12 protein-coding genes are annotated in these 13816 nt (G+C 65.4%); 5 read left to right on the top strand and 7 right to left on the bottom strand.

Annotation, left to right across the window (positions count from 1 at the left end):
- Nucleotides 1–57: 57 nt before the first annotated feature.
- Nucleotides 58–993, bottom strand: a complete 936-nt coding sequence (locus ACQ5SA_RS18340; RefSeq protein WP_499315455.1) for a ComEC/Rec2 family competence protein — start codon at nt 991–993, stop codon at nt 58–60.
- Nucleotides 994–1221: 228 nt separating this feature from the next.
- Nucleotides 1222–2772 carry a sigma 54-interacting transcriptional regulator gene (locus ACQ5SA_RS18335; protein ID WP_499315453.1) on the bottom strand — a complete coding sequence of 517 codons (1551 nt, stop codon included), beginning with the start codon at nt 2770–2772 and terminating at the stop codon, nt 1222–1224.
- A gap of 246 nt (nt 2773–3018) precedes the next feature.
- Here ACQ5SA_RS18335 and ACQ5SA_RS18330 point away from each other — a divergent pair, with 246 nt between their 5' ends.
- The 4 genes from ACQ5SA_RS18330 to ACQ5SA_RS18315 all read left to right on the top strand — a co-directional run bounded on the left by ACQ5SA_RS18330 (nt 3019) and on the right by ACQ5SA_RS18315 (nt 7464).
- Entirely contained in the window at nt 3019–3627 is a 609-nt protein-coding gene (locus tag ACQ5SA_RS18330) for a hypothetical protein (RefSeq protein ID WP_353098952.1), read from the top strand.
- A 119-nt stretch (nt 3628–3746) separates the two neighbouring features.
- A complete protein-coding gene (locus ACQ5SA_RS18325; RefSeq protein WP_499315452.1) occupies nt 3747–4064 on the top strand; it encodes a hypothetical protein in 318 nt (105 codons plus the stop codon).
- Nucleotides 4061–6865: a hypothetical protein gene (locus ACQ5SA_RS18320; protein ID WP_499315450.1), complete on the top strand. Its 2805-nt coding sequence runs from the start codon at nt 4061–4063 to the stop codon at nt 6863–6865. The genes ACQ5SA_RS18325 and ACQ5SA_RS18320 overlap by 4 nt, the downstream gene beginning before the upstream one ends.
- On the top strand, nt 6862–7464 hold the full coding sequence (locus tag ACQ5SA_RS18315; RefSeq protein ID WP_499315448.1) for a tail fiber protein: 603 nt from the start codon (nt 6862–6864) through the stop codon (nt 7462–7464). Before ACQ5SA_RS18320 ends, ACQ5SA_RS18315 begins: the two co-directional genes overlap by 4 nt.
- Here the strand turns inward: ACQ5SA_RS18315 and ACQ5SA_RS18310 are convergent.
- From ACQ5SA_RS18310 to yidA, 3 genes are all read right to left on the bottom strand, one after another.
- Nucleotides 7427–8011 (bottom strand): hypothetical protein, encoded by a 585-nt coding sequence (locus ACQ5SA_RS18310; RefSeq protein WP_353098956.1) that lies wholly within the window; start codon nt 8009–8011, stop codon nt 7427–7429. The two genes, ACQ5SA_RS18315 and ACQ5SA_RS18310, sit on opposite strands and share 38 nt — an antisense overlap.
- Nucleotides 8008–10149: a protein kinase domain-containing protein gene (locus ACQ5SA_RS18305; protein ID WP_353098957.1), complete on the bottom strand. Its 2142-nt coding sequence runs from the start codon at nt 10147–10149 to the stop codon at nt 8008–8010. Before ACQ5SA_RS18305 ends, ACQ5SA_RS18310 begins: the two co-directional genes overlap by 4 nt.
- Nucleotides 10150–10328: 179 nt before the next feature.
- Nucleotides 10329–11162, bottom strand: a complete 834-nt coding sequence (yidA, locus tag ACQ5SA_RS18300; RefSeq protein WP_499315446.1) for a sugar-phosphatase — start codon at nt 11160–11162, stop codon at nt 10329–10331.
- A 172-nt stretch (nt 11163–11334) separates the two neighbouring features.
- Between yidA and ACQ5SA_RS18295 the strand changes: the two genes are divergently transcribed.
- Nucleotides 11335–11997, top strand: a complete 663-nt coding sequence (locus ACQ5SA_RS18295; protein WP_230110961.1) for an exopolysaccharide biosynthesis protein — start codon at nt 11335–11337, stop codon at nt 11995–11997.
- Nucleotides 11998–12049: 52 nt separating this feature from the next.
- On the opposite strand, the gene ACQ5SA_RS18290 is transcribed toward ACQ5SA_RS18295, so the two are convergent.
- On the bottom strand, nt 12050–13360 hold the full coding sequence (locus ACQ5SA_RS18290; RefSeq protein ID WP_499315445.1) for a PQQ-dependent sugar dehydrogenase: 1311 nt from the start codon (nt 13358–13360) through the stop codon (nt 12050–12052).
- Complete coding sequence (locus ACQ5SA_RS18285) at nt 13353–13793, bottom strand: DUF2231 domain-containing protein (protein WP_230110963.1); 441 nt, start codon at nt 13791–13793, stop codon at nt 13353–13355. Before ACQ5SA_RS18285 ends, ACQ5SA_RS18290 begins: the two co-directional genes overlap by 8 nt.
- Nucleotides 13794–13816: the final 23 nt, after the last annotated feature.

Here is a 13816-nt window from a genome sequence, read left to right as displayed (position 1 = left end):
CCCTGCGCTGCGAGATCGCCACGGCTGATCGCACAGCGCAGGGCAACGCGGGTGCCGCTACAGTCCCCAACTGAAGTTGAAGGTACCGTCCGAAGCGGCATCCACCCGGATCAGACCATTGGAATCAGTGGTCAGGACATTGCGCGTGTTGGTCACGTTCGTCCATCCGCCATTGTCGCCACAATGGAAAGTGTGGCCGGGACTGTTTGCGCCCACGTAACCCCAGTAGACCGCCACCGCCGAACACCGGGGATGGTGGAAGCGGGTTCCTGCACTGAACAGCACCAGCTCCGGCTGTGTGGAGGCGGCCCAGGTGGTGCTGTTGCTGCCATGGCTTTCGCTGCCATGGTGCGGGCTGGTCAGCACGTTGCTGCGCAGGGTGCCCAGGCCGGCGGGTACATGCAGCTGCGCTTCGGTGGCAGCGGTCATGTCGCCAGTGAAGGTTGTCCGGAAGTTGCCATAGCGCATGGCCACCACCATGCTGCCTTCGTTCGCACCGGTGCCGGTGTTCACCCCGAGGATGTAGCTTTGCGCCTCGCTGTTCAGTCCGCCATGTCCATTCGGTGCCCAGCAGCCCAGTGCAGCCTCGGGCGTGGTCGAGGCGTAGAACCCGGGATAGGCGATGACATTCATGCCTGCGTGCACCTGCTGCTGATGGGCCCAGTTGCGGAAATCCGCGTTGTAGCTGGACAGCTGGCGGGAGATGTACAGGTTGCGTACCGGAAGAACGTCCAGCACGCGCGGCAGGTAGCGGTAGTGATCGACATGCGGATGGCTGACCGTCACCGCGATCTCGGTGGAGGCGTTCACCAGGCCATGGAGATACGTGCGGGCGTCATCTGCACTCCAGTTCTGGCTGCCGGCACCGCCCGAGCCGCAGTCCATGATGATGAGCTTGTTGCCTGTCGGGCACTGGGCTATCTGGCAGTTGCCTGCGCCGATGGGCAGGGTATGGATCACCAGCCTGCCAGGATCGATGACACTGACCGCCATCTCCTTCTCCGATGTGGAAGCCGGCGGTGGCGGTAACGGTGGGGGTGAGAGTGAGGGTGGCGTCGGCAGCGTGCTGCAGGCGTTCAACAGCAGGATCGCAGACAAAACGAGCCCGCGACCGACGAAGTCGATACGTATCATGTGCTTGCCCCTTGTGTGGTTGAGACAGGTCCGTTACCTGTCAACCGGGCTTAACGCATGATCCGTGCCAAGCGCCTGTGCGGCGCGCTAGCGCGTCAGCAGGCCCAGCTGCTGCACATGCCGCCGTAGCGTTTCACGTGGCGTCCGCAGTTGCGATGCCCAGTAGGCGGGATCGCCAGGGGCACTGCGCACCACTGCATCTATTTCATCAAACGGGATGGTTTCAACACGGCGGATTGCCGGTGAGGCATACAGCAGGGCGTAGAAAGAAGGCCGTGACAGGGAAAGATGCTCGGCAGCCTTGCGCACGCACCATTGATGCGCTTCCAGTGCTTCAAACATTTCCGCTTCGCTCACCGAGGCCGGCATGCGGTAGCGCGCCGCCGTCGCCTTGTTCGCAGCCTCTGCGGGCGGCACGCGAGGGGCATCGGACGGCGATGCAGGCGAAGGCTCGAATCCTGGCAGTTCCAATGGATCGCCCACCTGCAGGGCCAGTACCAGGCGCTGCAGGAGATGTTGCAGTTGCCGCACGTTGCCAGGCCAGTCGTGCAGGCACAGCGCCTGGATGACCGAAACCGGCAGTTCGGGTACCGGCGTGTCGATGCCGCCGAAGCGTGACAGCCCGTGTGCGATCAGTACTCCGATGTCCTCGCGCCTCTCGCGCAGAGGCGGAATTGGAATGACGTAGGCCTCCAGCCGACGCAGCAGGGGTTGGTTGAAGCCGGCCGACGACAGGTCTCTGTCGGTGGCTGCGATCAGGCGTACGTCCGCCCGTTCGGTGCGCGCACTTCCCAGTGGGCGGTACTCCCCGGTTTCAAGCGCGCGCAGCAGCATCGGCTGCACCTGTGCGGGCGTATCGCCGATCTCATCCAGGAACAGGGTGCCACCGTGCGCCTCGGCAAACAGGCCCTTGCGTGCCCCCAGCGCGCCCGTATAGGCGCCCTTGCAGGCACCAAACAGATCGGCTGCCGCAAGCGATTCACCCAGCGTCGCCATGTTCACGCTCACCATTGCCTGCCCTTCCCGCTTACTGGCGGCATGGATGGCCTGCGCAGCCAGCTCCTTGCCCGTCCCCGTCTCGCCGAGGATCAGCACCGGCAACCGGGTGGCCGCCACCTGGGCAATGGCCGACCGCACCCGCGCCATCGCCCGGCCGACACCCGCAAGCGCGCTGTCCCGCTGCGGAGATGGCAGCAGCCCGACATGGCCGAGGCAGAGCAGTACGCTGCTTCCCAGCCGCAGCACCACGCCATTGGCGAGCTGCTGCACGCCAAGCAGCAGCCCCTCCGATGCAGCACAGGCAGCAACAACGTTGCCGTCCACCTCGAAATGCATGCGGCTGGCACTGTTATGCAAGGTGATGCTGCCATCGGCGTTGCGCAGGAACCGGATTGGTGTACGTGAAATTCCCTGGTGATCCAGCGCCTGACCCACGTCGCTGCCCGCTCGCTGGAAATCGGGCGCCGTGCGGTGCACCTCGCACTGGTCACCCTCGAACATCAGTACTGCCTGTTCGCCGATGCGCTTGCGATTCGGATGCCACAACACGGTAAGACCCAACAGCTTCTGCGGCTGCGCTGCCAGCACTTCGGCAGGCGCTTCCAGCGTGGCTTCCCGATCCTGTCTGTTCGACCCCATGTCTCCGCCCCCGTTCTTCCAAGTTGCGGATCGTAACCGAGGTCAGCAGCAACGACTGCGGGTAGGATCGCAGTTTCCGGCATGTCGGACGTGTCGGCCGACATTATCGACACGCCTGCGGAACGCAGTTATCTGCATAAACCCCCTGTCTGGGCGGTCTGGAAAGTTGGCATGGAAATTGAAAATGGAACTCCTGAGGCGCAGACGCACCTCACTTTCACTCAACCAAGGAAAAGGAATCAGCTCATGTCGAATATCGTACTGGTCAACAACACCGCCGAAACCATTCGCCTGGCCATTTTCCAGAAGCCGGTGTACAACCCGACCCTGGCCACCATCGCCTGGCAGATCGCAGCACCGCCGCCGGGCGGCACTTCCATCGTCGCCCTGCCCGACGACTTCAGCCTGCACGCGCGTTACTCGAACGATCCCAACCGCCCGGACAACCTCGACACCTCGGCAAAGCCGGTGTCCTTCGCCGAGACCTCGGCGGCCTTCACCATCGACAGCGTGATGTCGCAGGATCGGCTGGCCAATGGGGCGGTCATCAACCAGACGTTCAACGACCTGGTACTGAACGAAGTCCGGGTCAAGAACAACTTCAGCATCGGCGTGGAAGCCTCGATCCTGCGTGGCCAGGATGCGATCTATGAGCCCCAGATCATCTGGCCGGGCGGGCTGTTCATGGAGGACGTGCGTGCAAGCCTGTACGTCGCGGTCGTGTCCCAGTTCACGTACAAGGGCCAGCGCCTGGTGCAGGAGGAAATCAGCATCACCCAGACCGAAGTGCTGGAGGGTGACGCGCTGACGGTGACCGGTTCGAAGTGGAAGGGATATGCCCTGAGCAAGGCCTGACCCCCTACGGGACGGAGTTCGCTCCGTCCCGTTTCCGCACTGCAGTCCCCTCCAGCGAGCCTGCCATCATGCCCAACAGCCTTTCCTCACATGCATCTTCACTTCCCTCCAAGGCCTGGATGCCCGACGGCAATGCCAGCATCTGCGTCTACTGGGACTGCATCAGATCCGGAACTTTCAGCGTCGCGCTGCAGGTGTTGGACCGCTCCCTGATACCCCCGGGCGACAGCGGGATCATCCTGTACACGGCGATGTCCAGTCCCGAGCGGGTGCAGGTTCCCTACTCGCTGCTGGATGGCCAGTCCGGTACGACCTTGCTCCGCGGCAGGTTCGTGCTGCGCGCCGATGACCACGGCGTCCTGCAACTCTGGCTGCTGGATGCGCACTACCCGGGTGGCTTCACCGCCGAGGCACAGATTTCAGGACAGGCAGCATGAGCGCCGCCCTGCCCACGGCGGAGTTCGACAGGTCCGGGCGCTACCACCAATGGGATGTCTGCATTGCCTGGACACTGACCGAGGATGCCCGTGCCTGCCAGGTGGACGTCAGCTGGCGAGGGCAGTTGATGGCCAGGAAGGTGCTGGGACGATCGGATACCGAACTGGTGTTCGATGCCCGCAGCGAATACGACCCTCACATGCGCATGGGTGGCCTGGTGGATTTCGACCCGGAGACCGGCCGGTTGCTGCTGGTCCGCCTGCGCTGTCCCGAGGGCAGCGTCAGCGACGTTGAACTGGCAGGAGCGCAGCCGGTTCCACCGCCGCCACCGCCGGTGCCGCCGCCGGAGGTGAGCGCGCAGCAGACCGGCGAGATCCTGATCGAGCAGACAGGTGATCTGTTCCCCTACATCCATCTGAACAACTGGCCGGCGGCGGCACCGCAGACGCTGTCGGCTCGCTTCGTGTTCTACACCTGCGCGGACTGCAGCCCGGACGACCCACGCCTGTATTGCCGCCTGGCTGCCGTCGACCGCAGCGCCCCCGGAGCACGGCAGAAGATGCTCGACCAGGCGCTGGCCTTCCTGCAGGATCAGCCGCCCTACCAGGGTCAGCATATGCCTGACCCGGGGCACCTCGTGCCAGGCTTCTCCGCGCTGGAGCGATTCGCGCATGAAGCGCAAGAGCAACACCCGGCCACTGTGCAGGGATTGACCGCACTGGCTTCCCGACTTTGGGGCATGCCCTGGCAGGATGTCGCCCATATCCTCCAATCAATCGAATTCGCCGAGCGCCTTGATCGCGCATGGCAGAACGTGTTCGCCCTCAGCTGTCTTGCAAGCTACACGACGGCAACGATGGAGGCGCTGACCGCCTGCATCCGCTCGGCCGGCCTCCTGCAACGCCTGGCGCTGATTGGCGCGAACCTGGATGGCGCCCCGTGGACGCCGCAGCGTCTGCACGAGTGCCTGCACGCGACGCTGGTGCTGCCCGAGCCGGTGTTCCCGCTACCGGCCGTCGCCGAAGGCGATGGTGCCACCGCGCCGACGGTCACCCTGCTGCCGTACGCCATCGGTGAGCTGTGCCAGGTCAAGCGCAGGCTGCTGGGCTATGGACTGGGCGCGATCAGCCATATCGAGAACGTGATGGCCGATGAGAAAAAGGTGCGCTCACGCCATGACCTGCTGACCACGGAGTCGCAGCACACTTCGCACGAGCACCAGGACGATGTGCAGGAAGGTCACCAGGAAGGATGCCGCCTGACCCTGGATTCGCAGGTCAGCGCCGCCGTGCGCGAGCATTTCCAGATCGACTACGTAACCCAGTATGGGCCCCCTACCGAAAGCAGGCAGACCGGTTCGTACACGGTCGCTCCGGTGGGGGACGCACCGGCACGCGAGACGTTGGACCAGGATCGCCACCTGGTTCGGCAGCTCACCCAGCGCGGTGCGCAGCGACTGTCCAGCCAGTTGACCGAGCAGCGCCTGCAGCGCCGCCACCACGCCCGCCGCAACGAAATCTCGCAGTGCTTCAACCGACGCGGTCGCGACCAGAATCAACGCGGCATCTACCGCTGGCTTGATGCGCACTACCAGTGCTGGATCGAACGCGTCGGACGCCGGGTCATGCTGGAATATTTCGTACCGCAGCCGGCCGCGCAGCTGATCGCTGCGCAACGGCAACAGCTGGGAACGCAGTGGGAAGAACCCCTTCCTCCGGCGCAGCTTGGCCTCCTGAGTGCGCAGGACGTTTCGTTGGATCCCAGCAGCGAGTGCTACTACGTCACGCTGTGCGCCCGTTACGGTGTGGAGCTGAAGCAACAGCCGCCCGCAGCCACCGCCTATGCCTGTGCGACCATGGAAGGTGGGGCTGCATTGACCAGCCAGCGCATGACGCTGCCTGAAGGTTATGCCGCCACGACTGCGACGCTGTCACTGGCCACACTCCAGCCCGGCCTGCAGATTGGCGGCTGCATCGGCGCCGCCGGTTTCCTGCTGGGCGACCCGGCCAGCACGCTCACCGTCACGCTGGACGGGCAGACCCGCTGCCTCCCCGTCTCGCTTGCTCCGCCGCCGGGCACCCTGCCTTCGGAGCCATGCTACGGGCTCAACATCGAAGTCAGCCTTGCCTGCCTCCCCGCCCATCTCCTGGCGTGGAAAGCAGGCGTGTATGGCCAGGTGCTGGCCGCATATGGACGCAGCCAATCCGATTACCTGCAGGCGGCGGGCGTCGGTCCCGGGGCCCGAATGGATCCACAATCGCAACAACGCATCATCCGCCAATCACTGAAGCGCGCCGGCCAGGCAAGCCTGCTGCAGCTGGCCGCGCGCACCAGTGACGAGTACGCCGACTGCGGGCGCCTGGCACCTGCGCTCCATCTCTGGCTGGATGCCGCGCTTGAATGGCCGCAGATGAGCTACACGCTGATCGATCATCCCGAAGCAGCCCTGTCCCTGGACGAACAGGTGGCGCCATTCACGGCGTTCCTGCAGGCCCGTTGTGCGCGGGTACTGATTCCGGTGTCGGCCGAATACGAACGTTCCGTTCTGTACTTCCTCGCCTCAGGCATGGTCTGGAATGGACACGATTCGATGGCACCGGTCTTCGAGAGCACGCTGGACGATGGCCATTCCAGGCTGCCTTCCACGCAGCGCTACCTCGATCTGGCCGACGCCCTGAAATCAGTGGATGCCGCGCCGCTGCCACCACCCTCACGCGAACCCTGGTCGTTGACGCTGCCTACCGACCTGAGCGTTCTGCAGGATGGGGACGCACTGCCCGGCTTCCTGGAAGCGCCATGATCGTCGAGGTTCCGATTGGCGGGGTGTGCCTGTACATGGGGGATGTTGCCTGTCTGGCATCGTCTTCCAACCCCGCCTGGCCGGCACCCTCGCAAGCCGACGTGCTGTCCGCGCCCGGAGCCGCCGGGCACCCAGGCACGCTGCTGGAGGCGATGGGCTGGATGGTCTGCGACGGTCGCGAACTGCTGTGTTGGAAATATCCAGAACTGTACGCAGTGATTGGCACCCTGCATGGCGGAGACCCCACTCGCGGGGTCTTCCGCCTGCCTGACCTGCGCGGCCTGTTCGTGCGCGGGGTCGACAACGGTGCCGGTGCAGACCCGGACACGGGCACACGCACCCATGCCGACGGCACGGGCAGCTATGCCGGGGTGGGATCACTCCAGCTCGATGCGCTGCAGGTTCATCAGCACGGCTATGACGCGCCCGGGAAGAAAGCCCTGTCAGGCGACAAGGGACCGGCGTGCGAACCACCCTTGCCGAATACCCCGACCTCCGACCCGCTCTCGGCACGCACCAGCGCCCACGAAACCCGCGCACGCAACATGGCGGTGCACTACATCATCCGCGTGAGCTGGAGGACGGGCCGGTTTCCGTAGGCGGTTCGGTGCCCGAACCCACTTCAGCTTCCGGATCGAAGGAAAACACCCGAATCTCGCTGATCTTCTGGCCGCCGACGTATCGTTCGATCAGCACGGTGATGATCAACGACAGTTTCCAGCGTCCGTCTGTTTCCACGACCTGCAACGGTGCCAACGACGTCTGTACTGCCAGCTTCAGCTTGCGCTCGTGGCACCGATGGATCTCGGCCGGAGACCACTGCCCGACCGGGGTGGTCGCGCGCACCTTGGAGAACGGGGACGGTGCGCAGAAGACACCGCCGGAGGTATGCGGCACCGTATAAAGCATCGCGTCGATGACGTTGATGGTGACCAGCGCGTCTTCATCGCCGTAGGCGGTGACCTGCACCGTGACCGCGTCGTCCTGGCGCAGGTGCACCGCCCCGGCGAAACGACCGACAGCAGCAAATAGATCGCGGTTGCTCTTCACCTCTGCAGCGCGCCACACCAGATCCGAACTGATCTGCTCGATATCGAAACTCACCCGGATGATCGCAGCATCCGCTTCCAAGTCATTCGCGCTCACTGAACTTCCTCTGTAATGATCTGGTGATAGCGCCGATCCCGGCGCAGAGCCAGAAAGTCCGGCTCGCTGGCGATCATATTCGGCGGATAGCCTTGGGCGAAAGCGCGCTGCAGATGTTGCAGCGCCTGGCTGCGGTCACCTGTCAGCTCGGCCACGATCGCGGCGCGGAAGCGGATGTCGGCGCTGTCGGCGCCCGTGGCCAGCACGTTGGCCATCCGCTGCCGGGCCAGGGGCAGCTGACCGACGCGTGCGGCATAGACCGCGCTGCGACTGGCCAGTGTGGCGCTGCCAGGGCTGCGCTGCAGGAGCTCGGTGGTCATCTGCAGTGCGCGTGTGTGGGCCGTGCGCGCCTGCTCTTCGCGTCCTGGCAACCAACGCAGCGCGTCGCCCAAGTTGGCCCACTTCAGGTAGTCGTTGGGACTGCCACTGGCCTGCGAGATCGCCCGCTCGAACGCATTGGCGGCCTCCACGTAGTCGCCACGCGCGAACAGCACGGTACCGAGGTTTCCATACAGACGACCGTTGCTGCCGTGACGCAGGCCTTGCTGCAGCACCTGCAGCGCCGCTTCGCTGCGCTCGGCGCGCAGCAGCACGCCGCTGAGGCTGACATAGGCCTGTACGCCATCGGGCTTGAGTGCGATGCTCCTGCGCAGTGCGCGCTCGGCTCCCTGCAGGTCGTTCTGCTGATAGAGCAGCCCGCCCAGGGTGTCATGGAACCAGCGTTCGGTCGGATGGCGGGTGATGGCTTCATCCAGCAGCGTGCGCGCCTCTGCACTGCGGTTCCACGCCGCATAGAGGCGTGCCAGACCCAGCAGGGCGTATCGACCGCCAGGATCCAATGCGAGCGAGCGCCGATAGTGTTGCTCGGCTCCAGCTTTGTTACCGAGGTATTCCTCGACCCAACCACGCGAAGACTGCACGACCGCCAGTTGCGGCTCCTGCTGCTCGGCCAGCGCAGCGGCCTGGCGTGCACGGTCGAGCCACACTTCGTCCCGTTCGTCACCCGCATAGCGCAGGCAATACACGATGGCCAGCACAGCTGCCGCAGTGGCATCGCCACTGTCCCGGGCAAGTGTGCCTTCCAACACGGCCGTGGCCTGGGCCAGCGCGCCGGGCGTATCGAAGTCCGCGAGCAGGCGCTCGGCCGTGGAAACCGGGTCGGCCTGCTGCGCACCCGGCAGGATCTCGCGTGGTTCGGCATCGGCATCAAGTGCGTGATCGTGGCTGATGAACAACGCCATCGTGAGTACGACCACCCGCGCCGCCATGCGCCAGCGACGACCGCAGGCCGTGGTGGCGCGATCGCCGTCGGCCCGCAGCTGCCGCAGGCGTTCATGCACCTGCAGCATGGTCGGCGGACGATCCTGCGCGCGGTGGCGGGTCATGCGCTCGATCAGTTCGCGTAGCGCCGGCTCGAAGCGGGCCGGCAACTGCCGTCCCCTGCGATCGCCATACAAGCGTTGATGCAGTACCGGCCACGAGGCCTCGTCCTCGTCCTCGCCGGTGGCAGGACCACCCAGTGCCTCGAACAGCACCAGCCCCAGTGAATAGATGTCGGCTGCTGCGCTCGCCCGTGCCCCCAGCAGGCGCTCGGGCGCGAGATAGCGCAGCGTTCCACCGGCATTGCCTGCAGGAACCGCCTGTACCGTCTGCAGCGGATCGAGGGTGTCGGCTGCGCCGAAATCGAGAATGCGCAGCCGTTCTTCTGCGGCCAGCATCAGGTTGGAAGGCTTCAGGTCGCCGTGCGCCCAACCTTGGTCATGCGCTACTGCCAGCGCTTCGGCTGCTTGCGTACCAAGATCGATCACCCGCGCCTGCGCCAGACTCCCCTGCAGCTTCAGGATCTGGGCCAGCGTACTGCCGTGCACGCGCTCCATGACCAGTGCCAGCTCCCCGCGATGCTCTTCCAGCGCGTGCACGGCAACGAACGCACGATGCTGCTGCGCGGCCAGATGCTGCGCCTCGTTGCGCAGGCCAGCGCTGCCTTGCGGGCCGGATACAGCGAACTTGATGGCCACATCGCGCGCGAGGCGCTCGTCCCATGCGGAATGGACCCGGCCGAAACCCCCTTCGCCCAGCACTGTACCGATGCGGTAGTGTGAAAAATGCCGCTCCTGCGGCCTGTCCTGCGTCTCCATCAGCGCCCCCTTTCCCAGCCAGTGAAAAGCGCTGAGAATCAGTCATCGCCGGGAGGCGTGCGAATCACTCCGTCACGAACGTGGACAACGGGCGGGAAAAAGCGGCGGCGACGCCGATCTGAATCGTTGCAGCTGAACGGGGAGGCCGCGTACCGGCAGCCGCCGCCGAAGGTTGCCGTTCACCTCAGCACGTAGGCTTCGATGGCCTTGGCCACGCCTTCATCCGCGTTGGTCGCGGTCTCGAAACGTGCGGTCGCCTTCACCGCATCGATGGCATTGCCCATCGCCACGCTGGTGCCGGCGTACTGCAACATGGTCAGGTCGTTTTCCTGGTCGCCGATGGCCATCACGTTGGCGCGATCGATGCCCAGGTGCTCGGCCAGCTTCTGCAGGCTCGGCCCCTTGCCGGCACGACGGTCGAACACTTCCAGGAAGAACGGCGCGCTCTTCAGCACCGCGAAACGCTCGGTCAGCGCAGCCGGCAGGCGCGCGATGGCGGCATCCAGCACCTCCGGCTCATCGATCATCATCAGCTTGATGAAGGACATGCGCGGGTCCATGTCGGCCACGCGGCGGTACGACAGTGGCATGCGCGAGAGATGCGAGTCGGCCACGGTGTAGATGCTGATGTCCTGGTTGGGCGTGTACATGCGCTGTGCGTCCAGTGCCTGGAAGTGCACGCCGATCTCGCGGGCAACCTGTTCGCAGTACACGAAGTCGTCAAAGCTGAGCGGATACTCGACCACCGTCTCGCGCGGGCCGATGCGCTGCACCAGGCCACCGTTGCAGGCGATGCAGTAGTCATCGTCGCCGTCGATGCCAAGTTCCTGCAGGAACGGCGCCAGCCCCGGCACCGGGCGACCACTGGTCAACACGATATGCACGCCCAGCGCGCGCGCCTGGGCGATGGCCTGCTTCACGCGCGGGGTGAGCTTGTGGCCGGGGTCCAGCAGGGTGCCATCCATATCGATGGCGACCAGTTCGATGGTCGATTGCCTGCGACCCATGTCCATCATCTTCAACCAGTGCGGGGAACGCCCATTTTAGGCCAGGCTGCCGGGCGCTGCCGGCCTCATGCCCGGTTCACCTCCGCGCAGCGCCGGCCGGGGATACTCATGGGGCCTGTGCGTCCCCCACCGCAGGACGGCCCTATCGACCGCCCTTCCCTGGACACTTCTTCGACGCATGACCTACCAAGCGCCCGACGCCAACGACACTGCCCCGCTTGCCCAGCAGATTGAAGACCTGATCGACGGCCTGCCTGGCGACCACATCCGTGTCGGCACGCTGCTGCATGCACTGGGCGACGAAGGCCTGATGCTGGTGGTGATCCTGCTGTCGGCGATCTTCCTGATTCCGGTGTCGATTCCCGGGCTGAGCACGGTATTCGGTGCGTCCATCCTGCTGATCGGCCTGAGCCGCGTGCGCGACCGTCCGCTGTGGGTGCCGCAGCGCTTGGCCGACAAGCAGATCGCCACCGACAAGCTGAAGGCCAACCTGGGCCGCGCCCTGAAATGGGTGCACCGGATGGAACGCCTGTCACGGCCGATGCGGCTGGCAGCGATGGTGCGCTCGAAGAAGATGATGCGGTTGAACAACCTTGCGCTGGTGTTCGCCACGATCCTGCTGATGCTGCCGGCCGGACCGATTCCCTTCAGCAACACGCTGCCGGCGCTGGCGCTGATGTCATTTGCGATCGGCTTCATCCAGCGCGATGGCGCCGCGGTGGCGGCCGGCTACGGCTTCGTGGTGGCGTCGGTGGTGTATTTCGGCGTACTGCTGGGCGGTGTGGGGTTTGCGGCCGAATCGGTGTTCAGTGGGCTGCGCACCGGATCATCAGCGCTGTAGAGCCGAGCCCATACTCGGCTCTACAGAATGCCTGGGATGCGCGGGTGGCCGGCTACTTCGCCGATACACGCCACACCACGTCGCCCACATCGTCGGCGACCAGCAACGCACCCTCCGCGTCGATGGCCATGCCGACCGGCGCGCCCATCAGCGTCTTCTCATCCTTGGACGCAAACCCGCTCACCACCGCCTCCGGTCGGCCGGCCGGCTTGCCATCCTTGAACGGCACGTACACCACTTCGTAACCGCTCAACGGCGAGCGGTCCCAGCTGCCGTGCTCGCCGATGAAAGCGCCGCCGTGATACTTCGCCGGCAGTGCCTGACCGGTGTAGAACAGCAGGCCCAGCGGCGCCACGTGCGAGCCGATGGCGAAGTCCGGGCGGATCGCCTTGGCCACCAGGTCCGGCCGCTGCGGCTGCACGCGCTCGTCCACGTGCTGGCCGTAGTAGCTGTAGGGCCAGCCGTAGAAGCCATGCTCCTGCACCGAGGTGAGGTAATCCGGTACCAGGTCGGCACCGATCTCATCGCGCTCGTTCACCACCGCCCACAGCTTGCCGGTGCTCGGCTCCCAGTCCAGGCCGGTAGGGTTGCGCAGACCCGAGGCGTAGATGCGGCTGCCGCTGGTGGCCACGTCCACTTCCAGCACCACCGCGCGGCGGTACTCGACGGCCAGGCCGTTCTCGGTGATGTTGCTGTTGGAGCCCACGCCCACGTACAGCTTGCTGCCATCGCGGCTGGCCAGCAGTTCCTTGGTCCAGTGGTGGTTGATGGTGCTGGGCAGGTCGGTGAACTCGCGGCCTTTGTCGGACATACGGGTTTCGCCGGGCACGTAGTGGTACTTCATGATGTTGCCGGTGTTGGCCACATACAGCGTGTCGCCGATCAGCTGGATGCCGAACGGCGAGTGCAGGTTTTCGATATAGACGTGCTGGGTCCAGGCGTTGGTACCCGGCGTACGCCGCAGCAGGGTGACCCGGTTGCCGCCCTTGCCGGCCTTGCCCGAGCGCGCCTTCACCTTGCCGGCAATCCACTGCTTGGGCGTGGTGACCGGCTCTTCGCCCGGGCCATTGCCTTCCACCACCAGCACATCGCCGTTGGGCAGGGACAGCAGCCGGCGCGGGTGCTGCAGGTTGGCGGCGATGCGTTCGATCTTCAGGCCCTCGGCCACCGACGGTGCCTGGCCCTCGGCCCAGCCCACGCCCTTGGGCACCTGCATCGGCGGCATCAGGTAGTTCTGCGGCGCAGGCAGCGGAGGTTGCGCACCGGACTGATCGGCCGGGTGGTACTCGGCCTTGCCGGCACAGGCGGCCAGCGCCAAGGACAACGAGAGCACGCCCACGGCGGGCAGGATGCGCTTAGCCATGACGAGCTCCTTGCAGCACCGGCTGCTGCAGCGAAAGCAGGACGAAGCCGAGCGCGATCAGTGCCACCGTCAGCGCGGAAAGGATGGTGCCTGGTACGGCCGCCGCATAGGCGTCGCGGCTGTGCACGAAGGCGTTCCAGATGGCCAGCACGATGGCGACCAGGTTGAGCAGGAAATCGAGGCGGTCGGTGCCGGTGGCGGTGCCATTGCGGCGCCACACCGCGAACAGGTTGATCAGGCGCGGCAGGATGGCGATCAGCAGGCCGAAGGTGATCAGCCACGCCGCCGACTTGCCCCACATCACTTCAGCGGTGTTGAGGTAGAGGATGTCGAAGATGAGACCGGCCACGAAGAAGCCGAACGGTATTGGGTTCAGCAGGCTGAAGAGCGTGGTGCCGAGGCCGCGATGGGCCTGGGCTACGGGGTTGACCATCGTCGTGCTCCGTTCGGGAAGGG

It is taken from the genome of Stenotrophomonas indicatrix (genome assembly GCF_050573115.1).
Classification (GTDB): Bacteria; Pseudomonadota; Gammaproteobacteria; order Xanthomonadales; family Xanthomonadaceae; genus Stenotrophomonas; species Stenotrophomonas lactitubi_A.
The sequence above is the reverse complement of the archived record's forward strand: the minus strand, read 5'-3'. Positions and strand labels throughout refer to the sequence as shown.